This is a genomic window from Alteripontixanthobacter muriae, from assembly GCF_013336795.1.
Classification (GTDB): domain Bacteria; phylum Pseudomonadota; class Alphaproteobacteria; order Sphingomonadales; family Sphingomonadaceae; genus Pseudopontixanthobacter; species Pseudopontixanthobacter muriae.
The window spans coordinates 84,465-106,863 of sequence record NZ_JAAFZT010000020.1 but is presented as its reverse complement, the minus strand read 5'-3'; the positions used below and the strand labels follow the sequence as shown (position 1 = coordinate 106,863).

The 22,399-nt window shown below is 64.2% G+C and carries 21 protein-coding genes; 9 read left to right on the top strand and 12 right to left on the bottom strand.

Annotation, left to right across the window (positions count from 1 at the left end; all coding sequences use genetic code 11):
* Positions 1-38: 38 nt before the first annotated feature.
* Positions 39-728, bottom strand: coding sequence for an HAD hydrolase-like protein (locus tag G7A66_RS06780; RefSeq protein WP_174294929.1), 690 nt, complete (start codon positions 726-728; stop codon positions 39-41).
* Between the two features lie 61 nt (positions 729-789).
* Here G7A66_RS06780 and glmU point away from each other — a divergent pair, with 61 nt between their 5' ends.
* Both glmU and G7A66_RS06770 read left to right on the top strand, forming a co-directional pair.
* Positions 790-2,154 carry a bifunctional UDP-N-acetylglucosamine diphosphorylase/glucosamine-1-phosphate N-acetyltransferase GlmU gene (glmU, locus tag G7A66_RS06775; protein ID WP_174294928.1) on the top strand — a complete coding sequence of 455 codons (1,365 nt, stop codon included), beginning with the start codon at positions 790-792 and terminating at the stop codon, positions 2,152-2,154.
* A 7-nt stretch (positions 2,155-2,161) separates the two neighbouring features.
* Entirely contained in the window at positions 2,162-2,455 is a 294-nt protein-coding gene (locus G7A66_RS06770; protein WP_232366699.1) for an HNH endonuclease, read from the top strand.
* Here G7A66_RS06770 and G7A66_RS06765 read toward each other — a convergent pair whose 3' ends face one another.
* Entirely contained in the window at positions 2,456-2,914 is a 459-nt protein-coding gene (locus G7A66_RS06765) for a DUF4126 domain-containing protein (protein WP_174294927.1), read from the bottom strand.
* A 146-nt stretch (positions 2,915-3,060) separates the two neighbouring features.
* On the opposite strand from G7A66_RS06765, the gene G7A66_RS06760 reads away from it, so the two are divergent.
* Both G7A66_RS06760 and G7A66_RS06755 read left to right on the top strand, forming a co-directional pair.
* Positions 3,061-4,056: an SDR family oxidoreductase gene (locus G7A66_RS06760; protein ID WP_174294926.1), complete on the top strand. Its 996-nt coding sequence runs from the start codon at positions 3,061-3,063 to the stop codon at positions 4,054-4,056.
* Positions 4,057-4,132: 76 nt separating this feature from the next.
* Positions 4,133-4,531, top strand: coding sequence for a plastocyanin/azurin family copper-binding protein (locus G7A66_RS06755; protein WP_174294925.1), 399 nt, complete (start codon positions 4,133-4,135; stop codon positions 4,529-4,531).
* Positions 4,532-4,762: 231 nt separating this feature from the next.
* Here G7A66_RS06755 and G7A66_RS06750 read toward each other — a convergent pair whose 3' ends face one another.
* The 7 genes from G7A66_RS06750 to G7A66_RS06720 all read right to left on the bottom strand — a co-directional run bounded on the left by G7A66_RS06750 (position 4,763) and on the right by G7A66_RS06720 (position 13,634).
* The gene (locus tag G7A66_RS06750; RefSeq protein WP_174294924.1) at positions 4,763-6,913 is read right to left on the bottom strand and encodes a prolyl oligopeptidase family serine peptidase; all 2,151 of its coding nucleotides are present in this window, start codon (positions 6,911-6,913) and stop codon (positions 4,763-4,765) included.
* Positions 6,914-7,054: 141 nt separating this feature from the next.
* Positions 7,055-7,312: an ATP synthase F1 subunit epsilon gene (locus G7A66_RS06745; protein WP_174294923.1), complete on the bottom strand. Its 258-nt coding sequence runs from the start codon at positions 7,310-7,312 to the stop codon at positions 7,055-7,057.
* A 42-nt stretch (positions 7,313-7,354) separates the two neighbouring features.
* Positions 7,355-8,812, bottom strand: a complete 1,458-nt coding sequence (gene atpD, locus G7A66_RS06740) for a F0F1 ATP synthase subunit beta (protein ID WP_174294922.1) — start codon at positions 8,810-8,812, stop codon at positions 7,355-7,357.
* 60 nt (positions 8,813-8,872) lie between these two features.
* Positions 8,873-9,751 carry a F0F1 ATP synthase subunit gamma gene (locus tag G7A66_RS06735; protein WP_174294921.1) on the bottom strand — a complete coding sequence of 293 codons (879 nt, stop codon included), beginning with the start codon at positions 9,749-9,751 and terminating at the stop codon, positions 8,873-8,875.
* Positions 9,752-9,782: 31 nt separating this feature from the next.
* Positions 9,783-11,312 (bottom strand): F0F1 ATP synthase subunit alpha, encoded by a 1,530-nt coding sequence (gene atpA / locus G7A66_RS06730; protein WP_174294920.1) that lies wholly within the window; start codon positions 11,310-11,312, stop codon positions 9,783-9,785.
* A gap of 2 nt (positions 11,313-11,314) precedes the next feature.
* Positions 11,315-11,869: a F0F1 ATP synthase subunit delta gene (locus G7A66_RS06725; protein ID WP_174294919.1), complete on the bottom strand. Its 555-nt coding sequence runs from the start codon at positions 11,867-11,869 to the stop codon at positions 11,315-11,317.
* A gap of 142 nt (positions 11,870-12,011) precedes the next feature.
* Positions 12,012-13,634 (bottom strand): S1C family serine protease, encoded by a 1,623-nt coding sequence (locus G7A66_RS06720; protein WP_174294918.1) that lies wholly within the window; start codon positions 13,632-13,634, stop codon positions 12,012-12,014.
* Between the two features lie 106 nt (positions 13,635-13,740).
* On the opposite strand from G7A66_RS06720, the gene G7A66_RS06715 reads away from it, so the two are divergent.
* Positions 13,741-14,277, top strand: coding sequence for a methylated-DNA--[protein]-cysteine S-methyltransferase (locus G7A66_RS06715; RefSeq protein ID WP_174294917.1), 537 nt, complete (start codon positions 13,741-13,743; stop codon positions 14,275-14,277).
* Here G7A66_RS06715 and G7A66_RS06710 read toward each other — a convergent pair.
* Genes G7A66_RS06710 through G7A66_RS06700 form a run of 3 tightly spaced genes read right to left on the bottom strand, consistent with a single transcriptional unit; the run spans position 14,274 to position 18,716 of the window.
* Entirely contained in the window at positions 14,274-14,915 is a 642-nt protein-coding gene (locus tag G7A66_RS06710; RefSeq protein WP_174294916.1) for a glutathione S-transferase family protein, read from the bottom strand. The genes G7A66_RS06715 and G7A66_RS06710 overlap by 4 nt on opposite strands.
* A 14-nt stretch (positions 14,916-14,929) precedes the next feature.
* The gene (locus tag G7A66_RS06705; RefSeq protein WP_174294915.1) at positions 14,930-16,489 is read right to left on the bottom strand and encodes a cryptochrome/photolyase family protein; all 1,560 of its coding nucleotides are present in this window, start codon (positions 16,487-16,489) and stop codon (positions 14,930-14,932) included.
* A 49-nt stretch (positions 16,490-16,538) separates the two neighbouring features.
* On the bottom strand, positions 16,539-18,716 hold the full coding sequence (locus tag G7A66_RS06700; protein ID WP_174294914.1) for a primosomal protein N': 2,178 nt from the start codon (positions 18,714-18,716) through the stop codon (positions 16,539-16,541).
* A gap of 70 nt (positions 18,717-18,786) precedes the next feature.
* Between G7A66_RS06700 and G7A66_RS06695 the strand changes: the two genes are divergently transcribed.
* The 4 genes from G7A66_RS06695 to G7A66_RS14170 form a co-directional block, all read left to right on the top strand.
* Positions 18,787-19,533, top strand: a complete 747-nt coding sequence (locus G7A66_RS06695; RefSeq protein WP_232366698.1) for a DUF4197 domain-containing protein — start codon at positions 18,787-18,789, stop codon at positions 19,531-19,533.
* A 92-nt stretch (positions 19,534-19,625) separates the two neighbouring features.
* Complete coding sequence (fsa, locus tag G7A66_RS06690; protein ID WP_174294913.1) at positions 19,626-20,279, top strand: fructose-6-phosphate aldolase; 654 nt, start codon at positions 19,626-19,628, stop codon at positions 20,277-20,279.
* A gap of 6 nt (positions 20,280-20,285) precedes the next feature.
* On the top strand, positions 20,286-22,109 hold the full coding sequence (cobT, locus tag G7A66_RS06685; RefSeq protein ID WP_174294912.1) for a cobaltochelatase subunit CobT: 1,824 nt from the start codon (positions 20,286-20,288) through the stop codon (positions 22,107-22,109).
* Between the two features lies 1 nt (position 22,110).
* Positions 22,111-22,399: nitroreductase family protein (locus G7A66_RS14170; protein ID WP_232366697.1), on the top strand; the 289-nt coding region annotated here is incomplete at its 3' end.

Sequence of the window (22,399 nt, the reverse complement as noted above, 5' to 3'; positions counted from 1 at the left end):
CATGCCGTAGGGGCAGGGCGTTGGTTGCGCGGGCAAACTCAGGCGCGGAGCGATTCCAGGGCGGCTATACAGTCCGCCATCGTGTCGATCACCGCATCCGCGCCCAAATCCTGCGGAGAGCGGTCGCAATAGCCATACGCAGCGGCAATCACCGGAACACCGGCAGCGCGTGCGGAACCGATGTCGTAACTGCTGTCACCGACGAAAGCGGCGCGCGACACATCGGTATTATCGCCAGCCAGCCGGCGGATCATCTCGAAAATCGGATCGGGCGCTGGCTTCGCGCGGCCCTTGCCCATGGTGTCGCCGCCGATGATTGCACCGAAATGATGGTCGAGCGACAGTTTTCGCAGGATGTCGCTCGCGAAGCTTTCGAACTTGTTGGTAACCACGGCCAGCTTCACGCCCCGCCGCGCGAGTTCGTCAAGCGTGTCCACCACGCCCGGATAGGGGCGCGAATGATCGGCATTGTGTTCGCCGTAATAAGCCAGCAGCGCCTTGTAGAGCGGGCGGAAATCTTCCTCCGATATGCCGCCTGTTTCTTCGAGCGCCCGGCGCAGCATCAGCTTGGCCCCGCCGCCGATCAGGCTTTCGATCCGCTCCACCGGGACTGCCGGACGGCCTGCCAGATCCAGCGCGTGGTTCACCGCCGTCCCCAGATCCTGGTGGGTGTCGAGCAGGGTTCCGTCGAGGTCGAAGCCGACGATGTCGAGAGGGAAATCGTTCATTGCGGCCCCGCGTGGCGCAAGCGACTTCAAACCGCAAGCAAATGGTGGCAATGGACGAGGCATGACAAGACACGCCAAGATCGCCGCCATCATCCTTGCCGCAGGCAAGGGCACGAGGATGAAATCCGCCACGCACAAGGTTCTGCATCCGATTGCCGGAAGGCCGATGCTCGATCACCTGATGGCGTCGGTGGGCACGCTTTCGCCGGAAAAGACGGTGGTCGTGGTCGGCGCAGGGCGCGACCAGATGGAGAGGGCGCTGGCCGGGCGCGCCGAGACAGCCCTGCAGGAACCGCAGGAAGGCACCGGCCATGCCGTGCAGCAGGCGCAGGAGGCCTTGCGCGAATTCGATGGTGATGTGCTGGTTTTGTATGGCGACGTTCCCTTCGTGCGGCCCGAGACTATGGCCGCCATGCTCGACCGGTTGCATGCCGAGGATGCCCCCGCCGTGGTCGTGCTCGGCTTTGAACCTGCGGACGCGCTGCAGTATGGCCGTGTCATCGCTGACGATGCCGGCCGCGTAGCGAAGATGGTGGAATATAAGGATGCGAGTGACGAGGAGCGCGCCTGCACCCTATGCAATTCCGGCCTGATGGCCGCCCGCAGCGCCGACATGTTCGACCTGCTCTCACGCGTCGGGAACGACAATGCGCAGGGCGAATATTACCTCGTCGACATCGTGAACGTCGCCAATGAAGACGGGCGGCATTGCGCCGTGGTGAAGACGGGCGATCCCGGCGAAGTGGCCGGGATCAACAGCCGCGCCGAACTTGCCGCGGCAGAGGCACAGTGGCAGGCATACCGGCGCGAGGAGGCCATGGCCGAAGGGGCCAGCCTGAAAGCGCCCGAGACCGTGTTCTTCAGCTGGGACACGGAACTGGGGCAGGACGTGACCATAGAACCGAACGTCGTCTTCGGGCCGGGCGTCAAGGTGGCCGACGGGGCGACGATCCGCGCCTTCACGCACCTTGAAGGCGCCACGCTGGGCGAAGGCGTCACTGTCGGCCCCTATGCCCGCCTGCGGCCCGGCGCGGTGCTTGAGAAAGGCGCGAAGGTCGGCAATTTCGTCGAGATCAAGAACGCCACGCTTGGTGAAGGGGCGAAGGCGAGCCATCTTACCTATCTCGGCGATGCCGACGTCGGTGCGGGCGCGAATATCGGCGCGGGCACCATCACCTGCAATTACGATGGCTATTTCAAGCACCGGACCCAGATCGGCGAACGTGCGTTCATCGGCTCCAACTCGTCGCTCATCGCACCGCTGCGCATCGGGGCGGACGCCATCGTAGCTGCGGGAAGCGCGGTCAGCCGCGATGTGGCCGAGGGTGAATTGCGGATGGTCCGCAGCGATCAACTGGTGAAGCCCGGCTGGGCGGACCGCTTCCACGACACGATGAAGAAGCGGAAAGAAATGCAGAAGAAGTGATCTGCGGATGATGCCGTGCGAAGACGATGCCGCAGGACAGGGCGGGCTGTCCTGCTGGCTCTGCGATCGCCCCTTCGGGGTCCGCATCCAGCAGCATCATACCGTGCCCAAGTCGAAGAAGGGCTGCGACACCGTGCCGGTGCATCCGATCTGCCACCCCGCGATCCACGCCAATTTCACCAATGCCGAACTCGCCCGCATCGGCGGCGACCGGACGCGCCTGATGGAAAGCGAACGGCTCGCGAAATTCGTCGGATGGGTGCAGGACAAACCGCCCGACTTCCACGCGCCGACCCGCTGATCATTCGGGAGCGGGACGTGCGTTGGCGATGACCATGGCCGACGAGATCATGAGCGCGTCTTCGACGAAGCCCGTCGCGGTCTGCCCCCAGCGCTCCATCGCCCATTTGCGCGCGGCAAGCCCGGCATGCGAGGCTGCCAGCGCCGCGCCGATCCCGATTGCCGCGCCCGCGAGCCGCCGGTTCGGCGGCGCGAGCGTCGCACCCGCGAAACCGCTGGTGATGGTCCGTGCGAGCAGGCCCAGGAAAACGGTACGGTCGGGCGCGCTCTCCATCTTGTCGCCCGCCATCTCGGCAGCGGCCATGGCAACGCCGCCGGCGGCAATCATGGGATGTTCCAGCTGCCGCGCCTCGGCATTGTCGTAGGGCAGGGTGCCCTGGCGCGCGGCACCCGCGAGCGCTGCCAGCGGCGACATCGATCGCTGCCCCGCGACCAGGCCCATGAGAAGGGAACGCAGCATTGAAAATCCTTTCCTTTTCAGCTGCCAACGACCGGATGGCGGGTTTCGATCCAGTGGCCAGAAAGAAACGGTGTCATCTCAGGGTGATGATTGGAGCGATTATCTGCTACATGCGGGCGCGACCCATACCGGAGAAGGAAACCGACATGCCCGATCTCTCGCGCCGCCATCTGCTCGCCGGAACCGCTGCGGTGAGTGTCTTCGCCGCCACTGCTTCACTGGCGCAGGTGGGGCCAGCAAGTGCGCCGCCGCGCGATCTGTCGGGCAAGTCGATCCTGATCACCGGCACGTCTTCGGGCTTCGGCAGGCTGGGCGCGGAACATTACGCGCGGCGCGGGGCGAAGGTGTTCGCGACCATGCGCAACCTGCCGCGTCCCGAAGCGGCGGAACTGGCCGAACTCGCCCGCGCCGAAAAGCTGGACATCCACATCATCGAGATCGACGTGCTGTCGGACGAGCAGGTCGCACGCGGCGTTGCCGAGGCCGAACGGATCAATGGCGGGCCGCTGGACGTGCTGGTGAACAATGCCGGGATCGGCATCACCGGACCGTCCGAGGTGCAGGACATGGAGGCGACGAAGCTGATCTTCGACACCAACGTCTTCGGCCCGCACCGCTTGGCCCGCGCCGTGCTGCCCGGAATGCGGCAGCGCGGCAGCGGCCAGATCATCCAGATCAGTTCGCAGCTTGGCCGGGTGATCGTGCCCCATGGCGGGCATTATTCCGGCACCAAATTCGCGCTTGAAGCGATGAGCGAACAGCTTGCCTACGAACTTGTGCCGCACAACATCGACGTCTCCATCGTCGAGCCCGGCGGCTATCCGACCGAGGTATGGGTCAATCGCAATATCTACACCGGCGCCCTGAAGGCGCGGGCTGAGGAAGAGCATCTCACAGGCTATCCGCAGATCGTCGCGAATATGGGCGAGGAAGACGGATCGGGCCGCTCCGCCGATCCGATGGATGTGCCGCGCGTGATCGAACAATTGATCGCCATGGCCCCGGGCACCCGCCCGCTGCGCCAGCCGGTCAGCGGCGGCAACATCCCGCAGACGGAAATCAACCGCGTCACGGCGGAAACGCAGATCGGCTGGCTGGGCGGGTCACCCTACGGTCCGGCGATCAAGGCCGTGCTGGGCTAGCCGACCGCCGCTAGAGCGGGAACAGGCACCTGCGGCCCGCGTAGTCTTCATGTCGCGACTGACCTGGAGAAAGACGATGCTCTTGACGCGAACGGCATTGATCGCAGCGGGTGCCTTCAGCCTCGCCGCTTGTGGGCTAAGCGGCCCGGCGCATACCGAACCGCCGCCCCCGCAAGTGGATGCGACCGTCACCATGGGAATGGTGAACTTCGACCCTGAGGCCGTGGCTATCCAGAGCGGCCAGACGGTCCAATGGCGCAACACATCGCCGATCGCGCATACCGTGACAGCCGACAAGAGGATGGCGGCCAACGCTGAAAATGTGCAGTTGCCCGCCGGTGCGGAAAGCTTCCATTCGGGCAGCATCGGGGCTGGCGAGGTCTGGTCCTACACTTTCACTGTTCCGGGCACCTATCGCTACGTCTGCCTTCCGCATGAGAAGAAGGGGATGATCGGCACGGTCATCGTGCGGTAAGCGCCGGTGTCGCCAACCTGGCAAATTTGATGGTAGACAATGATTCTGCTCGGCATCATGCAATGCCGTGACCTTTCGGTCCGCATGTATCGGCCTCAGGCCCGCGGCATCGCCCGGTTCTTCCCGTAATCAGGGCGCTTAGTAGCCAGAATCTTCCGAAAGGCCGCCTGTCCTCCCGGCTACCCGTACGAAAGCACGGGCAGCCGGTCGTTTCTTGCGGTTCTGGTTAGTTCAGTCGGCAAGTTGCCGCAGAAGATAGACGTTCTGCAGCGCCAGCAGCTTGGCGCGCTGTTCATTGTCCACGCCGCCGGAATGTCCGCCGACCATGTCCTCGTAATAGAGATAATCGTCGGCATTCGCCTTCATCCTGGCTGCGGCCTTGCGGCCATGAGCAGGGTGCGTGCGGTCGTCGGCGGTGCTGGTGATGTAGAAGGGCTTGGGGAAGTCCTTGTCTTCATTCAGTTTCTGATAGGGCGAATAGGGTTCGATCCATGCCCTTTGTTCGGCGATGCGCGGGTCGCCATATTCGCCGATCCACGATGCGCCACGCCCGATCTCGTGATAGCGCAGCATGTCGAACAGCGGGATCTGTACGATGGCGGCATCGAACAGGTCGGGTCGCTGGGTGAAGGCAGTGCCGACCAGAAGGCCGCCCTGGCTGCCGCCCTGAATGCCAAGATTGTCGGGAGTGGTAAAGCCGCGCTCCACCAGATCTTCTGCCACGGCGATGAAATCGTCCCATGTGCGCTGCTTGTTCTCGCGGATGGCGGTCTGGTGCCAGCCGGGCCCGAACTCGCCGCCACCACGCAAATTGGCGAGGACATAGGCACCCCCGCGCTCGAGCCACAATTTGCCCGTCGTGCCGAGATAGCCCGGCAGGCGCGGCACCTGGAAACCGCCGTAACCGGTCAGCAGGGTGGGCGTATTGCCGCTTTCCGCCATGCCGGCCGGCTTGACGATGAAATAGGGAATGGCGGTGCCATCAGCGCTGATCGCCTCATGCTGTTCCACCGTCGCACCGGCAGCGTCGAACAGGACTGGCGAGGACTTCAGAGCCTCGAGGTTCTGCGTCTCGCCATCGTAGAGGAAAAGGCGGGTGGGTGAGAGGAAATCGGTCACATTCAGCATCAGCGTGTCGGTCAGATCGTCCGATGATCCAATGCCGATGGTCGCATTTTCCGGCAGGTCGAGTTCCTGCTGCTGCCATGCGCCGTTCGCGCGATTGAAGCGCACGACCTTGCCGCGCACATTGTCGAGCAGCCCGACATAGAGTCCGTCCGACGTGATCGCCGCGCCCTGCTTGGTCTGGCGGTCACCCGGTGCCCAGACAAGCGTACGCGCCGCGTTGTTGGGGTCGGCTTTCCACTCGTCCAGATTGACGGAGATGAGAGAATCGGCGGGAAAGGTCTGTCCGTCGACCGTCCAGTCCACATCGGTCGAAATGAGGACCTGATCGTCCACCAGCCCGTAAGGCGCGGCCTTCTTGGGCAGGTCGAGCACGACCCACTCGCCGTCCTTCCAGAGTTGGTATTCGCGCTCGTGAAAGCTGAGGCCGCGATAGGCGAGGCGGGCGCGTTCCACGCCGTCCTTGTCGCGCAGGAGGTAGACTCCGGCGGAAACATCGCTGGGCTCGCCCCGGAAGATTTCCTGCGCTTCCGAAATATCCTGCCCGCGCTTCCAGATGCGGGTCGTGTAGGGATAGAGGCTTTCCGTCAGCGTGCCTTCGCCGAAATCGCGCCCGACCAGCAGCGTGTCCTGGTCGATCCAGGTGATGCCGCCCTGGCTTTCGGGCAGGGTGAAGCCGCCTTCGACAAAGCTTTTCGTCACGCGGTCGAATTCGCGCATGACGGTCGCGTCCTTGCCGCCGTCGGACAGCGCAACCATGCAATGACGCCCTTCCGGCGGCAGGCAGGTCATGCCGCCATAAACCCATTCGCGCCCCTCGGCAGCGGCCCGCGCATCGACGTCGAGCACCGTTTCCCATTCGGGTTCGTCGGTGCGGTAGCTTTCCAGAGTCGTGCGCCGCAGGATGCCCTTGGGGTTGGCCTTGTCCTGCCAAAAATTATACATCCCGTCGCGCGCGAAACCGACATAAGGGATGCGGTCGTCGGAATCGAGGATCGCCAGCGCTTCGGCCTTGAGCGTTTGGAAACGCGGGTCGGCAGTCAGTTCATCCTCCGTCCGCGTATTTTCGGCGCGAACCCAGTTCAGAGCGCGCTCACTGCGTGCCTCTTCCAGCCAGATGAACGGATCGGCGCTTTCGTCCGGCACGCCAGCGGGCGCGGCGGCGGGGGAGGTCTGTGCGGCTAGAGGAGTCATGCTGGTTCCCAAGGCGATGCTTGCGGCGGCCGTGGCCATCGCGCGGACGGATAGTCTTTTCATGGATCTGCTTCCCTGACGATTGTCTTGACCGCAGATTGGGCGGAAGGCGCATGAAAGGCAACAGCCTGAACGCCGCGCCTGCCAACAAAAAGGGCGGCACATGGCCGCCCCTTTCGCTAATCTTTCCAGAGTGCTCGGGCCTCAGCCTTCGACATGCTCTGCAAGAACGTTCAGGCCGCCATCGCCGACTTCGGCGAAACCGCCGCGAACAGCGATGTTCTCCGGCGTGGCGCCGGGGGTTCTGACGATCTGCACATTGCCGTCGCGGATCGTCGACATGAAGGGAGCATGCCCCTCCAGCACGCCGAACTCGCCATCGACACCGGGCACGATCACCATGTGAACATCTTCCGACCGGACGAGCGCGGCGGGCGTGACGAGTTCGAAATGCAGGGGCATGATCTTTTCGCTTCTTTCGCTCAGTTATCCGGGCCTCAGGCCTCAGGCGTCTTCGGCCATCTTCTTGGCCTTGGCGACGGCATCCTCGATCCCGCCGACCATGTAGAACGCGCTTTCGGGCAGGTGGTCATATTCACCGTCCACCACCGCCTTGAAGCTGGCGACGGTGTCTTCAAGCTGCACGAACTTGCCCGATATACCGGTGAAGACTTCAGCCACGTGGAAGGGCTGGCTGAGGAACTTCTGGATCTTGCGGGCGCGCTGAACGGTCAGCTTGTCCTCTTCCGAAAGCTCGTCCATCCCCAGAATGGCGATGATGTCCTGCAGGCTCTTGTACTTCTGCAGCGTCTCCTGAACGCGGCGAGCCGTGTCGTAATGCTCCTGCCCGACGACGCGAGGTTCCAGGACGCGGCTGGTGGAATCGAGCGGATCGACCGCGGGGTAGATGCCCAGTTCCGAAATAGCGCGGTTCAGCGTGGTGGTCGCGTCAAGGTGGGCGAAGGAGGTTGCAGGGGCAGGGTCGGTAAGGTCATCTGCGGGAACGTAGATGGCCTGCACCGAGGTGATCGAACCCTTGTTGGTCGAGGTGATGCGTTCCTGCAGTGCGCCCATGTCGGTCGACAGGGTCGGCTGGTAGCCCACGGCCGAAGGAATACGGCCAAGCAGTGCCGACACTTCGGAACCGGCCTGCGTGAAGCGGAAGATGTTGTCGACGAAGAACAGCACGTCCTGGCCTTCCTCGTCACGGAAATATTCCGCCATGGTCAGGCCCGAGAGGGCAACGCGGGCGCGCGCACCCGGAGGTTCGTTCATCTGGCCGAAGACCAGCGCGACCTTCGATCCTTCGGAGATCGCTTCACCGGCATCGTTCTTCGCGATGACGCCTGCGTCGAGGAATTCGTGGTAGAGGTCGTTGCCTTCGCGGGTACGCTCACCCACGCCGGCGAAGACGGACACGCCGCCGTGACCCTTGGCGATATTGTTGATCAGTTCCTGGATCAGCACGGTCTTGCCGACGCCGGCACCGCCGAACAGGCCGATCTTGCCGCCCTTGGCATAAGGCGCGAGCAGGTCGATCACCTTGATGCCCGTGACGAGAATGGCGCTTTCGGTCGACTGGTCGACGAACAGCGGAGCCTCGGCATGAATCGGCGCACTGCGTTCGGCGCCCACGGGGCCGCGCTCGTCAATGGGTTCGCCCACGACATTCATGATGCGACCGAGCGTCTTCGGCCCGACCGGAACGGTGATCTGGCGACCGGTGTTGATGACTTCCTGTCCGCGCGTGAGGCCTTCGGTCGCGTCCATGGCGATGGTGCGCACGGTGTTCTCACCGAGATGCTGAGCGACTTCCAGAACCAGCGTGTTCGTGCCGTTCTTCGTTTCCAGCGCAGTGAGGATTTCGGGCAGTTCGCCTTCGAACTGGACATCGACGACGGCGCCGATGACCTGGGCAATGACGCCATTGGTGGTCTGGTTGAGTACGGGGGCGGTGGCCATGGTTTCTTCCTTGCCTAGACGTATCTTGCAGCGCTTTTCGCGCCAGCGTTGGTGTTATCGCTACAACGCTTCCGCGCCAGCGATGATTTCAATCAGTTCGGTCGTGATCGCGGCCTGGCGGCTGCGGTTGTACTGGATGGTCAGATCGTCGATCAGGTCGCCGGCATTGCGCGTGGCGTTGTCCATCGCGGTCATCGATGCGCCCTGTTCCGACGCGTTGTTTTCCAGCAACGCGCCGAAGATCTGCGTCTTCAGGTACCGGGGCAGCAGTTCCTCGAGGATCGCCTCTTCATCAGGTTCGTAATCGACCACCGCACCCGAGTCGCGGACCGAAGGGTCGAGTTCCGGCGTGGGCACAGGGATAATCTGCTGGCCGGTCGGCTCCTGCGTCAGCGCACTCTTGAAAGTCGAGAAGTAGAGATGCGCCACGTCGAACTTGCCGGCGTTGAACATGTCGATCAGCTCGGAAGCGATCCGTTCCGCTTCGCCATAGCCGGGCTCACGCACCTCGGTGGTGTCGAATTCGTTCTTCACCTGTCCGGGGAAGGCGCGCTTGATGGGTGCGCGGCCCTTCTTGCCGATCAGGTAGAATTCGACCGACTTGCCTTCGGATTCCAGCCGGCGGGCGTGGGAGAGGGCAGCGCGGACGATGTTGGAGTTGAACGCGCCGGCGAGGCCCTTGTCGCTATTGGCGACGACCATCAGGTGCCGCCGGTCCTCGCCCGTGCCCGACAGCAGCAGCGGTGCACTGTCGCCCGAAACCTTGGACCACAGGCTGGCCATCACCTTGGCGAGACGCGAGGCATAGGGGCGCGCAGCTTCCGCCGCCGCCTGCGCCTTGCGCAGCTTTGCGGCGGCGACCATCTGCTTGGCCTTGGTGATCTTCTGGGTCGATTTGACCGAGTTGATCCGCCCTTTGAGTTCCTTCAGCGAGGCCATGTCGGCTCCCAGTGCTTATCGGTTTGCGTGATCAGGCGAACTGCTTGGCGAAAGTGTCGAGCGCCTTCACCGTGCGCGCCTTGATATCGTCGTCGAAATTCTTGCTTTCGCGAATGTCGGTCAGGATATCGGCATGTTCGCTGCGCATGTAGCCCAGCATGGCGGTTTCGTAATCCGTAACGCGGTCCACCGGCACTTTGTCGAGATAGCCGTTGGTGCCGGCGAAGATCGACACGGTCTGTTCCTGGAACGGCATGGGCGAGAATTGCGCCTGCTTCAGCAATTCGGTCAGACGCGCGCCGCGGTTCAGCAATTTCTGCGTCGATGCGTCGAGATCGGATCCGAACTGGGCGAAGGCCGCCATTTCACGATATTGCGCCAGCTCCAGCTTGATCGAGCCGGACACCTTTTTCATCGCCTTGGTCTGAGCGGCACCGCCAACACGGCTGACCGACAGGCCGACGTTGATGGCCGGACGGATGCCCTGATAGAACAGGTCGGTTTCAAGGAAGATCTGGCCATCGGTGATCGAAATCACATTGGTCGGGATATAGGCCGACACGTCGCCGGCCTGCGTTTCGATGATCGGCAGCGCGGTCAGCGATCCGCCGCCATGCGTGTCGTTCATCTTCGCCGCGCGCTCCAGAAGGCGGCTGTGGAGGTAGAAGACGTCGCCGGGATAGGCTTCGCGGCCCGGGGGACGACGCAGCAGCAACGACATCTGGCGATAGGCCACGGCCTGCTTGGAAAGATCGTCATAGACGATAACGGCATGCATGCCGTTATCGCGGAAGAATTCACCCATCGCGCAGCCGGTGTAGGGCGCGAGGTACTGAAGCGGCGCAGGCTCGGAAGCGGTCGCGGCGACGACGATGGAATATTCCATCGCGCCGTTTTCTTCCAGGCTCTTGACGATCTGGGCGACGGTCGAACGCTTCTGACCTACGGCGACATATATGCAGTAAAGCTTCCTGCCTTCGTCGTCGGTGGTGTGACCGTGCTTCTGGTTGATGAAGGTGTCGATGGCCACGGCGGACTTGCCGGTCTGGCGGTCACCGATGATCAGTTCGCGCTGACCACGGCCGACAGGGACCAGGGCGTCAATGGCCTTGAGGCCGGTCTGCACGGGCTCGTTCACCGACTGGCGCGGGATGATGCCCGGTGCCTTCACTTCGACGCGGCTGCGCTTTTCAGCGACGATCGGGCCCTTGCCGTCGATCGGATTGCCGAGCGCGTCGACCACGCGGCCGAGCAGGCCCTTGCCGACGGGGACGTCGACGATGGTGCCGGTGCGCTTGACGATGTCGCCTTCCTTGATGCCGCTGTCGGACCCGAAGATCACGACGCCGACATTGTCGGATTCGAGGTTCAGGGCCATGCCCTGGATCCCGCCCGGGAACTCGACCATTTCACCGGCCTGGATGTTGTCTAGGCCGTGAATGCGGGCGATACCGTCACCGACGGACAGGACAGAACCGACTTCGCTGACTTCGGCCTCGGTGCCGAAATTGGCGATCTGGTCCTTGATGACCTTCGAGATTTCTGCGGCGCGGATTTCCATGATTAGCCTTTCATGGCTTGAGCTAGGGAGTTGAGACGGGTGCGGATCGATCCGTCGATACGGCGCGATCCGATGGTAACGACAAGGCCGCCGAGCAGTTCGGGGTCGACCTCGTGGGAAAGCTTCACGGTCCGGCCCTCGCGGGCGGTCAACTTGGCGCGCAGGGCGGCAAGCTGCGCTTCGGACAGCGCATGGGCGCTGGACACCTTGGCCGTGATCTCGCCGCGCTGGGCGGCGGCAATGGCTGAGAAGGCGCGAATCATGGCCGGCAGATCGGACAGGCGGCGGTTCTGCGCCAGCACGCCGAGGAAATTGCGGGTGAGCGGGCCGATCAGGAGCAGGTCGGCAACACCGTGCAGCGCCCCTTCGGCAGCCTTGCGCGAGACCTGCGGATTGTGGATCAGCGACCGCAAATCGGCCGATTCGCGGATCGCGGCGTCCAGCTTCTCAAGGTCGTTCTCGACCTGCGTGACGGTGCCGTTCTCGGATGCGAGATCGAACAATGCCACGGCATAGCGGCCTGCCAGGCTAGCCTGAATACCGGCGGAAATCTCCACGCGTCTCTGTCCTCTCGGGTCCGGTTGGAACGATGGCGTATCACCGCAGCGACGACGAGGTCGTCCGGGCAATCGATGGCGCGCGCCTAGCACCGGGCTGCCACGGATGCAAGTTGCAAGGGGAGTGGAAAGAACCTTTGCGCTAACCTCCCTCGGTCCGGCAGTCATAGACCAAACGTTCGTTCGGTGCATCGGGCAGGAGGGCGGTGACGGCGGACTGGCGTTCACCCAGCAGGGTCGCCGGTTCGTCGCTGCCGCAGGTCGGCGCGGAATAGGCGGCTCGGGCGGACCGGGCCGCTTCCATTCCTGCGCGGGGCAGCAGGTAGCGCTCCATGCGGTAGGTCTGGCTCGCCGGATCGAAGCTGTTCACCGACACGGCGGCTTCTTCATTCGGCACGAACAGGCGCGACCATATGCCGCCCGCAAAGCCGTATTGCGTCCTCCCGTTCACGCATCCTTGCGGGTCCCAGGAGAATGCTATCTCCTCATTCGCGGGGCCGGTCACCCTGCTGCGGGTCGGGTCGAGCGTGCAGATCAGGTTTTCGGCGGCGGGAGTCGCTGCCCGGGGCTCTTCTTCACCACCGCTTTGCGTTTCGGCCACGGCGGCGGCAACCCTGCGGTCGATCTCGGCAAGACCGGGACGAGAAAGCCATACGCCGACGGAAGTAGCCGCTGCCAGAACGGCAAAGGCGCCGAATGCCAGCATGACGTTGCGATCGCGATTGCCGTGGTCGAGCTCCTCCTCATCCGCGTCTTCATCCAGCCTGCGCTGGTTGGCGCGCCAGGCCAGCCCCGCGGCGAGGAGAGCGGCGATTATCAGCAGGGCCGCCAGCGCCATTGCGTTCTCCCTCTCCTGCGCCACCTCCATTTCAGCTTCGAGTTGCGCGCGCTGGCGGCGGTCGCGCTGGGCTGCGGCCTCGTTCGACAGTTGCAGGCGCGCGGCGCGCTGCTCGGCATCGCGGCGCTCCTGTTCCGCTGCGTCCAGTTCGGCGAGACTGCGGCATGGCATGGCGTTGATCACGGGCTGCACGCCGTTCTCGCGCAGGAAAGGCAGCAATTCGCGGTCCGAAACGGCGAAATAGAACTCCGCATCCGACCCGTCCGAATCGGCACCGAAGCTGTTGACGCCGAGCACCCTGCCGCATTGATCGAGCAGCGGGCCGCCCGAATTTCCGCGCGCGATGGGCGCTGTGTGCAGGATCGTGTCGAACTGCCGCGATGGCCGACTGCCGGACAGGAAGCCGCGGCTCTTCACCGGCGGCTGCGATTTGAAGATGTCGCCATTTCCCAGCCCCTGCGCCCGGTCGACATTCATCGGGTAGCCGACCGCCGAAACCTCGCCGCTGTCGCTGATGCCGCCGCCGGCGATGCTGAGAGGCGGCAGGCGAAGGTCGCCTTCGATCGCCAGAAGGGCAAGATCGTTGCGGGGGCTGACGGCGATCACACTTGCATATTCGGCATCGTCACCTTCGGACGGCACGATGCCGATCCGCAGGGTTTCGTCCCCACGCGCCTGCATCACGACATGTGCGTTCGTGACGATGCGGGTCGGGGATACCGCGAACCCCGTGCCGTGGCTGATGGGGTAGATTTCCTCACCATCGGTGCCGATCACGACGACGCGGACAACCCCGCGCGCCGCTGCTGCGATGTCGGCAGGTTCGGCGCGGGCAGGGGCGAGCGCGACGAAAGCGGCGAGCAGTATCGCGGCAAGCGCGGCCACCAGAGCAAAGGGCGTGATGACAAGATGGAAGCGGCGTATCATGATGCGGCGGATGCTTAGGCGAGTCGCCCGCCAGGCCGCAAGTAAAGGCTGATGGTGGCAGTCCTCCTGCCGTCGAGGCGAGGCTCATTTCAGGAGAGGCCAGATCATGCGAAACACCGGAAAAACGGAAAAAGGCACAGGCAAAATCATACGCCATGCGGTCGTCGACAGTGCCTATGGCCCGATGCTGGTCGCCGCGAGCGAAGACGGCATCTGCCGCCTCAGCTTCGGAGAGGACGAGCAGGACCTTCGCCGCCACTTTCCCAAGGCCGAATTGCGCGGACGCGACGCTGCATTCGATGCCCTGGTAGCGCGCATCCAGGCGGTCGTCGCTGGCGAGCGGGACGGGGCCGACATTCCGCTGGACCAGCACGGAACGGAATTTCAGCACCGCGTCTGGGCAGAACTGCGCGCCATTCCGGCAGGCGATACCCGGTCCTATCGCGACATCGCCGAACGCCTTGGCAATCCGAACGCGACGCGGGCGGTGGGCGGTGCAAACGGAGCGAATGGCGTGGCGGTGCTCGTGCCCTGCCACCGGGTCATTGCGCATGACGGCAAGCTCGGCGGCTATGCCTATGGCGCGGAGATGAAACGCAGCCTGCTGGCGCGAGAGGGCGTGACGCTCGCCTCTGCGGGTTAGTCCAGCTTGGGCGCCATGCCCGGTTCGGCCTTGGCCATCGCGCGGGAGTAGGCCGGGCGCTCACCTATGCGTTGCAGATAAGCGCGGATGTTCGGGTAAGGCTCGATCGAGGTACCGCGCGTCAGGCGCGCGGTGGTGAGGCCGTATCCCATCATGATGTCGGCGGTCGACAGCATTGCGCCGCCAAAATATTTCGCCTCGCCCAATCGCTGTTCGACCCTATCCCAGGCCTTCTCGGTCCGCGTCGCCACGAACTGCCCCGGCATCGGGTTCTGGGCATCGGCCATCATCAGCATCAACTGCATCATGCCGTTGGTCATGAAGGTGCCGTTGGCGAAGTGGAACCAGAACAGATGGTCCGCAAAATCGATATTACCGGGTGAGGGCACTAGGGCCTCACCGCCCGGATAGGTCGCGACCATATAGTCGATGATCGCCCCGCTTTCGCCCAGCACCAGATCGCCATCGGTGATGACCGGCGCGATGCCCATGGGATGCAGCGCCTTGTATTCATCGGGCGCCATTCGGTTGTCGGCGCGGCGCTCATAGCGGCGGAATTCGTACTCGAGCCCCATTTCCTCCGCCAGCCAGACGATGCGTTCGGACTGCGACAGGCCGAGATGGTGGATGGTCAGCATGACAGGCGGTTCCTTCAGATGTTGCGGGCCCAGCCCGACGCGGGTTCGAGCGTTTCGAGAATAGCTTCTGCGCTGGTCAGATAGGCCTGTTGCTTCTCCTCGTCCATGCGGTCCCAATTGGCGTAGATCCGCCCGACGCGGTGATTGCTCTCCAGCCGGTCACGATGCCGGGTCATGAAATGCCAGTATAGCGGGTTGAAGGGGCAGGCGCCTTCGCCGGTCTTCTTGTGCGGGGAATAGGTGCAACTGCCGCAGTAATCCGACATCTTGTTGATGTAGTTTCCGCTGGCGGCATAGGGCTTGGTCGCCAGCTTCCCGCCATCGGCATAGAGGATCATGGCCGACACATTGGGCAGTTCGACCCATTCGTAGGCATCGGCATAGACCACCAGATACCAGTCCTGCACATCCTGCGGATGGATCCCGGCCAGCAGCGCGAAATTGCCCAGCACCATCAGCCGCTGGATATGATGGGCATGGGCATTGTCTCGGGTTGAGCGGACGCAATCGGCCATGCAGGCCATTTCGGTTTCGCCGGTCCAGTAGAATTCCGGCAGCGGGCGATGCGCCTCCAGCGCATTGGCGGTCTGCAGGCCCGGCATGTGGAACCAGTAGAAGCCGCGCACATATTCGCGCCAGCCGATGATCTGGCGGATGAAGCCTTCCACCGAATTGATCGGTGCCTTGCCGTCATGCAGCGCCTGCTGCGCCCTTCGGCACAATTCCATCGGGTCGAGCAGGCCGAGGTTGATGCTGGTGGACAGCATGGAGTGGTAGAGCTGGTCCTCGCCCGTCACCATCGCGTCCTGATAGGGGCCGAACCGTTCGATCCGTTCGGCGAAAAAGACATCGGCCGCGACTTGCGCTTCCTCGCGCGTGACGGGCCAGCCGAAATCTTCGAGGCTGCCGAAATGGTCACCGAAGCGGCTTTCCACTATTGCGATCACCTCATCCGTCATTGCATCGGGCGGGAAGGTGGGGCGTGGCGGCGGCTCCATTTCGTCCGCAGGCGGTTTGCGGTTTTCCTTGTCGTAATTCCATTCGCCGCCTTCGGGCTTGCCGTCTCCGGTCATCAGCAGGCCGGTGCGGCGGCGCATTTCGCGGTAGAATGTCTCCATCCGCAGGCTGCCCCGGTGTTCGGCCCATTCGCGGAAATCGGCGATGGAGCAGAGATAGCGGTCGTCCGGCAGGACAGTTACGGCGCAGTCGAACTTGTCGGCCCATTCCTCAATCGCCTGCTGCACACGCCATTCGCCTGCCTCCACCACATGGATTTCGCGCGGGTCGTGCCGTTCCACCGCACGGGCGACTTCGCCGGTGAAGCTTTGCGAATTGTCCTCGTCGTCCAGGCGCGTGTAATCGACCGTCCAGCCTGCATCCCGAAGCTCGGCCGCGAAGTGCCGCATGGCGGAAAAGATTAGCGCGATCTTCTGCTTGTGATGTCTGACGTAGGTCGCCTCCTCCCAGACCTCCATCATCAGGATGACCGTATCGTCTTTCGTCCGCCCCCTCAGGGAGGCGAGATTGCGGGAAAGCTGGTCGCCGAGGATCGGTACGAGAACGGGTTGCGTCATGCCGCTACAATCCGGCGAACGCTCGCCCGGTTCCGCGTGAGCCGACCGGCTAGACGAAGCTGTAGGGGTCGACATCCACGCTGACCCGCACGCCCTGCGGGAAATTAAGGTCGCCCAGCCACTTGCGGATCACGTCCTGCAGATTGGCGCTGCGGCGAGCGTTCATCAGCAGCCGGTATCGATATCGTCCGCGCAGCAGCGCCATGGGTGCAGGCGCGGGGCCGAGGATCGCCACGTCGGGCAGGTCGGGGCGGGTGCCGCCGATGGCGCGGGCGGCCTCGCGCGCCTCCGCTTCGTCCTCGCTCGACACGATGATTGCGGCCCAGCGGCCGAAGGGCGGGGCGCCCGCATCACGCCGCGCCTCGGTTTCTGCCTCGTAAAAGGCATCGCGGTCGCCAGCCGCCAGCGCGGCGATGACGGGTGCATCGGGGTGGCGCGTCTGGATCAGCACCGATCCCGGCTTTGCGCCGCGCCCGGCGCGACCGGCGACCTGGGCGACCTGCTGATAGGTGCGCTCGGCCGCGCGCAGATCGCCGCCTTCGAGGCCCAGGTCGGCATCCACGACTCCGACCAGCGTCAGTTCGGGAAAATGGAACCCTTTGGTTACCAGTTGAGTGCCAACGATGACATCGATCGCGCCAGCCTCCGCCTGCGCGACGAATTGTGCGGCTTTCTCCGGTGCGTTCAGTGTGTCCGATGTAACCAGCGCCACCCGCGCATCGGGCAGGATCTCCGCGACCTCGTCCGCAATGCGCTCCACGCCCGGCCCGCAGGCGACGAGGCAATCGGGTTCGCCGCATTCGGGGCAGACGGGCGGTGGCGGCGTTTCGTGGCCGCAATGGTGGCAGGCCAGCCGCTGGCTGAGGCGATGTTCCACGAGCCAGGCGGCGCAATTCGGGCACTGGAAGCGATAGCCGCAATGGCGGCACAGGGTCAGCGGAGCGTAACCACGGCGGTTGAGAAACAGCAGCGACTGTTCGCCCCGTTCGAGCCGCGCCTTCATCTCCTCCACCAGGCGCGGTGCCAGCCATCGGCCCCGTTCGGGCACTTCCTTCGTCAGATCGACGATGTCGATGTCGGGCATGCTCGCCCCGCCAAAGCGGCTGGGCAGGTCGAGCTTTTCGTAAATGCCGCTTTCCGCCATCTGCAGGCTTTCAAGCGCGGGTGTCGCGCTGGCGAGGATGACCGGGATTTCCTCGAACCGAGCGCGCATCACCGCCACATCGCGGGCGTTGTATCGCACGCCGTCATCCTGCTTGAAGCTGACCTCATGCGCTTCGTCCACCACGATCAGGCCCAGCGCGCGAAACGGCAGGAACAAAGCCGACCGCGCGCCGACCACCACTTGCGCACCCCCATTCTCCGGCCCTTCGGCGATGGCGCGCCAGGCGCGGCGGCGTTCGGTGCTCTTCAGCGCGCTGTGCCAGACGACCGGTGCCGCACCGAAGCGCTCCTCGAACCGGCGCAGGAAATTCTCGGTCAGCGCGATCTCAGGCAGCAGCACCAGCACCTGCCGCCCGGCGCGCAATGCCGCCGCCATCGGTTCGAAATAGGTCTCCGTCTTGCCCGAGCCGGTCACGCCGTCGAGCAGGAAAGGGGCGAAGCGTTCCTCCTGCACGGCACCGACGATTCGGTCGGCGACTTCCTGCTGTATGGCGTTCAGGACCGGCTCGGCGAAATCGGCTACGGCAGCGGGGTAGGGGCGGTCGCAATCGACGGTGACCGGCTCCAGCACGCCCTGGCTGACAAGCCCGCGCAGCACGCCGTCGGATACGCCGGCGATATCGGCCAATTCGCGAATGGTCGCCTGTTCGCCCTCCAGCCGTTCCATTGCCCGTTCGCGCTGCGGCGTCATGCGTTCGGGCATCCCGCCCGACAGACGATATTCGGTCATGGTGGCGGGGCCGCGAAGCGCCCCGCCGCTCGACAAGGCCATGCGCGCGACATGCGACAGCGGCGCGCAGTAATAATCCGCCGTCCATTCGATCAGCCGCCGCAGGCTGGCGCGGATCGGCGGCACCGGCAGCACGCCCAGCAGCGGGCGAAGCTTGGCATCCGGAACCGGGTTAGCCCGTAAATGTTCTTCTTCCCAGACGATGCCGGTGATCTGGCGGGGGCCAAGCGGAGCGGTGACGATCGTCCCCGGCTCCACCGCCATGCCGTCAGGCACACGGTAGTCCAGCGCGCCGAGCGCGGCATTGAAAACGAGGCATCGGGCGCGGTTCATCTTGCGGCCCCTATATGGCAAGGCCTGAGCAGGGCCGACAAGGGCAGAGCTTGCCGGGAGGACGAATATTATGAGTGGGATGACAAAAGCGGACGTTGTGCGAGGCTTTGAGCAGCATCTGGGCAGGCGTAAATTCATGGGCGGGCTGGGTAGCGCCATCGGGATCGGTGGCTTGATGATGCTCCCGGGCTGCACCAGCCTCGGCAATCGGGGTTTCACCCTCACCGACGCGATCCGCCAGATGCTCTACCTTTCCAGTGAACGCGCTTTCACCCGGCTTACCGCTCCGGGCGGCTATTGGGACGAGCAGGTCCGCACCGTGGGTCTCGGCAATATTCTCGGCACGCGCGGCGATGTCCTGTCGAACATCTTGACCTCCGCCCTGTTCCGCGACCGCCTGAACCGCGCCTTTGCCGACATCGCCATCGAAGGGGCGGAACGCGCCGCGCCCTTGGTCGCCGATGCGGTGCGGGTGGTGGGCTTCCAGAATGCCGTGGATCTCGTGCGCGGCGGTCCGACCGCGGCGACCTCTTTCCTGCGGCAGCAGATGGGCGGCGCATTGGTGGAAGCGATGGTGCCCGAATTGGCGCGGGCCATGCGCGTCGCGGAAGACCCGCTCGTGGGGCAGGCGCTGACGGCGCTCACCGGAGTCGACGTCGGGCGGCTGGCGACAGGCTTCTCCACTCGCGTCAACGATGCGATCTGGCAGGAAATCGGGCGCGAGGAAGCCGCGATCCGGCGCAATCCCGCCTCCACGCGCGACCCGCTGCTGATCGGCGTATTCGGCGCCAATGCGCGGCTGGATGCGGCCTACTGACTTCCCTCCGCTCTCTCGCCCACCCCTAGCCGCAAGCGACCTGCGCGGCTAAGGACACGAGGGAATCACACCTGAGGAAAGCGCCTTCCGCCATGAAATTCTTTGCCGATACCGCCGAGATCGACGCCATCCGCGAACTGGCCGCCACCGGCCTGCTGGATGGGGTGACGACCAATCCTTCGCTCATCCACAAATCGGGCCGCGATTTCATGGAAGTGACGAAGGAGATCTGCGACATCGTCGACGGGCCGGTCAGCGCCGAAGTCGTCGCGCTGGATCACGACACCATGATGCGCGAGGCCGAAGTGCTGCGGAAGATCGCGGACAATGTTTGCATCAAGGTGCCGCTCACCATCGACGGGCTGAAGACCTGCAAGGCGCTGACCGAGGATGGCACGATGGTGAATGTCACCCTGTGCTTTTCCGCCAACCAGGCGCTGCTGGCTGCAAAAGCCGGGGCGACTTTCATCTCGCCTTTCGTCGGCCGTCATGACGACAATGGCTTCGACGGAATGGACCTCATCCGCGACATCCGCCTGATTTACGACAATTACGCTTTCGAAACCGAGATCCTGGTCGCCAGCGTGCGCCATGCGGGTCACGTTCTGGGAAGCGCGCGGATCGGTGCCGATGTGGCGACCATGCCGCCCAAGGTCATCCTCAGCCTCGCCAATCATGTCCTGACGGACAAGGGGATCGAGGGGTTCCTCGCCGATTGGGAAAAGACCGGTCAGTCGATCGTCTGACAAGCCTTGGCTGACGAAACCCCTCTCGACCTGTTCAAGCGTGCGCTGACCGGCGCAAGCCGCGCCCTGGCGAACGAGCCCGAGGTGGAAGTAGCGTGGAGCGCCGACAGCCCGACCGCTACCGGCAAGAGCTTCCGCGTGCCGCTGCCGGGCCGTAACCTTCCGCCGGACCAGGCACGGGAGGCGCGGGGTTTCGCCGACAGTTTCGCCCTTCGGCTCCGCCACCACAACGAAGGCCTGCACCGCCGCGGCGCTCCTGCCGAGCCCGTCGCCCGCGCTGTCTATGACGCCGTTGAGCAGGTCCGATACGAGGCGCTCGGCACCCGCGATTACGCCGGTATCCGCGACAATCTCGACGCCGCGACCCAGCTTCGCACCGCGTCCGATCCCATCGCCCGCGCACGCGAAGCGGACGACGTGCCGCTGCAGAGCGCCCTGTCGCTGATGCTGCGCGAGGCGTTGACCGGCCAGCCCGTGCCCGAACGCGCCCGCGCCGGTGTCGACCTCGTGCGCGAGTTCATCTCGAACAAGGCGGGGGCCGATTTCGACACTCTGGCTGGTTCATTGGACGATCAGAAGGCGTTCCAGACCCTCACGCTCGACATGCTCCGCAATCTCGACCTGACTCGCCCGCAGGAAGCGCCCGAGCCCGAGGATGGGGACGAGGACAGCGACGAGGAAGGGCAGGACGAGAACGAGGAAGAGAGCGGGGACGACCAGACCGAGGGCGATCCGAATACCGCCGAAATGGCCGGCGAACGCGCCGAAGGCGACGACACCGGGGAAGCGGAAACGGAACAATCCTCCGACGAGGAAATGGGCGAGGGCGACCCGAGCGACGAGGGCGAGGAAGGCATGATGCCGGTCCGCCCCAATCGCAGCTGGACCGACATTCCCGACGGCTTCGAATATACCGCCTATACCGAGAAGTTCGACGAGATCGCGATGGCGGACGAGCTTTGCGATGCCGAGGAACTGGACCGGCTGCGAACTTATCTCGACAGTCAGTTGCAGGGCCTGCAGGGCGTGGTCACGCGCCTCGCCAATCGCTTGCAGCGCCGCTTGATGGCGCAGCAGAACCGCAGCTGGGATTTCGACCAGGAAGAAGGCCTGCTCGACGCCGCGAGGCTGGCGCGCGTTGTCGTTTCTCCCGGCCATTCGCTATCCTACAAGTCCGAACGGGAGCAGGAATTCAAGGACACCGTCGTCACCCTGCTGATCGACAATTCCGGTTCGATGCGCGGACGGCCCATCTCCATCGCCGCGATCAGCGCCGATATCATGGCCCGAACGCTGGAACGCTGCGGCGTGAAGACCGAAATCCTCGGTTTTACGACGCGCGCATGGAAGGGCGGACAAAGCCGCGAGGCTTGGCTCGCCGATGGCAAGCCGCAGGCCCCGGGTCGGCTGAACGATCTGCGCCACATCATCTACAAGAAAGCCGACGAACCCTGGCGCCGCGCCCGCCGCAATCTCGGGCTGATGATGCGCGAAGGGCTGCTGAAGGAAAATATCGACGGCGAGGCGCTGCTCTGGGCGCATAATCGCCTGATCGGACGGCCCGAGGTGCGCCGCATCCTGATGGTCATATCCGACGGTGCGCCGGTCGATGATTCGACCCTCAGCGTCAACAGCGCAGGCTATCTCGAACAGCATCTTCGCAAGGTGATCGACTGGATCGAAAAGCAGAGCCCGGTCCAGCTGGTCGCCATCGGGATCGGCCATGACGTGACCCGCTATTACAAGCGCGCCGTAACCATCATGGATGTCGAGCAATTGGGCGGTGTCATCATCGAGCAGCTCGCCGGACTGTTCGAGGGGGAAGACTGACATGGACGTGACCACCGCTGTGGAGACTCGCCGCTCGATCCGCAATTTCACCGACCGGCCGGTCGATGCAGAGAAGCTGAAGAGGGTTCTGGAAAGGGCGCAGCGCAGCCCCAGCGGCGGCAATACGCAGCCGTGGCACGGCATCGTGCTGACCGGCGAGCCGCTGGCCGATTTGACGCGCGAAGTGCTGAAGCTGGCGGCGGAAAAGCCGATGGGTGACGGCGCGGAATATGCGATCTATCCCGAAGGGCTGGATGGAAGGTTCGAGGAACAGCGCCGGGCCGTCGGGC

Bases quoted from the DNA above. Each gene is read 5' to 3' on its own strand.
- G7A66_RS06745 (WP_174294923.1), bottom strand. From the start codon at position 7,312: ATGCCCCTGCATTTCGAACTCGTCACGCCCGCCGCGCTCGTCCGGTCG.
- G7A66_RS06765 (WP_174294927.1), bottom strand. From the start codon at position 2,914: ATGCTGCGTTCCCTTCTCATGGGCCTGGTCGCGGGGCAGCGATCGATG.
- G7A66_RS06720 (WP_174294918.1), bottom strand. From the start codon at position 13,634: ATGATACGCCGCTTCCATCTTGTCATCACGCCCTTTGCTCTGGTGGCC.
- G7A66_RS06760 (WP_174294926.1), top strand. From the start codon at position 3,061: ATGCCCGATCTCTCGCGCCGCCATCTGCTCGCCGGAACCGCTGCGGTG.
- G7A66_RS06770 (WP_232366699.1), top strand. From the start codon at position 2,162: ATGATGCCGTGCGAAGACGATGCCGCAGGACAGGGCGGGCTGTCCTGC.
- G7A66_RS06710 (WP_174294916.1), bottom strand. From the start codon at position 14,915: ATGCTGACCATCCACCATCTCGGCCTGTCGCAGTCCGAACGCATCGTC.
- G7A66_RS06715 (WP_174294917.1), top strand. From the start codon at position 13,741: ATGCGAAACACCGGAAAAACGGAAAAAGGCACAGGCAAAATCATACGC.
- atpA (WP_174294920.1), bottom strand. From the start codon at position 11,312: ATGGAAATCCGCGCCGCAGAAATCTCGAAGGTCATCAAGGACCAGATC.
- G7A66_RS06780 (WP_174294929.1), bottom strand. From the start codon at position 728: ATGAACGATTTCCCTCTCGACATCGTCGGCTTCGACCTCGACGGAACC.
- atpD (WP_174294922.1), bottom strand. From the start codon at position 8,812: ATGGCCACCGCCCCCGTACTCAACCAGACCACCAATGGCGTCATTGCC.
- G7A66_RS06700 (WP_174294914.1), bottom strand. From the start codon at position 18,716: ATGAACCGCGCCCGATGCCTCGTTTTCAATGCCGCGCTCGGCGCGCTG.
- fsa (WP_174294913.1), top strand. From the start codon at position 19,626: ATGAAATTCTTTGCCGATACCGCCGAGATCGACGCCATCCGCGAACTG.
- G7A66_RS06755 (WP_174294925.1), top strand. From the start codon at position 4,133: ATGCTCTTGACGCGAACGGCATTGATCGCAGCGGGTGCCTTCAGCCTC.
- G7A66_RS06695 (WP_232366698.1), top strand. From the start codon at position 18,787: ATGAGTGGGATGACAAAAGCGGACGTTGTGCGAGGCTTTGAGCAGCAT.
- G7A66_RS06705 (WP_174294915.1), bottom strand. From the start codon at position 16,489: ATGACGCAACCCGTTCTCGTACCGATCCTCGGCGACCAGCTTTCCCGC.
- glmU (WP_174294928.1), top strand. From the start codon at position 790: ATGACAAGACACGCCAAGATCGCCGCCATCATCCTTGCCGCAGGCAAG.
- G7A66_RS06750 (WP_174294924.1), bottom strand. From the start codon at position 6,913: ATGAAAAGACTATCCGTCCGCGCGATGGCCACGGCCGCCGCAAGCATC.
- G7A66_RS06735 (WP_174294921.1), bottom strand. From the start codon at position 9,751: ATGGCCTCGCTGAAGGAACTCAAAGGGCGGATCAACTCGGTCAAATCG.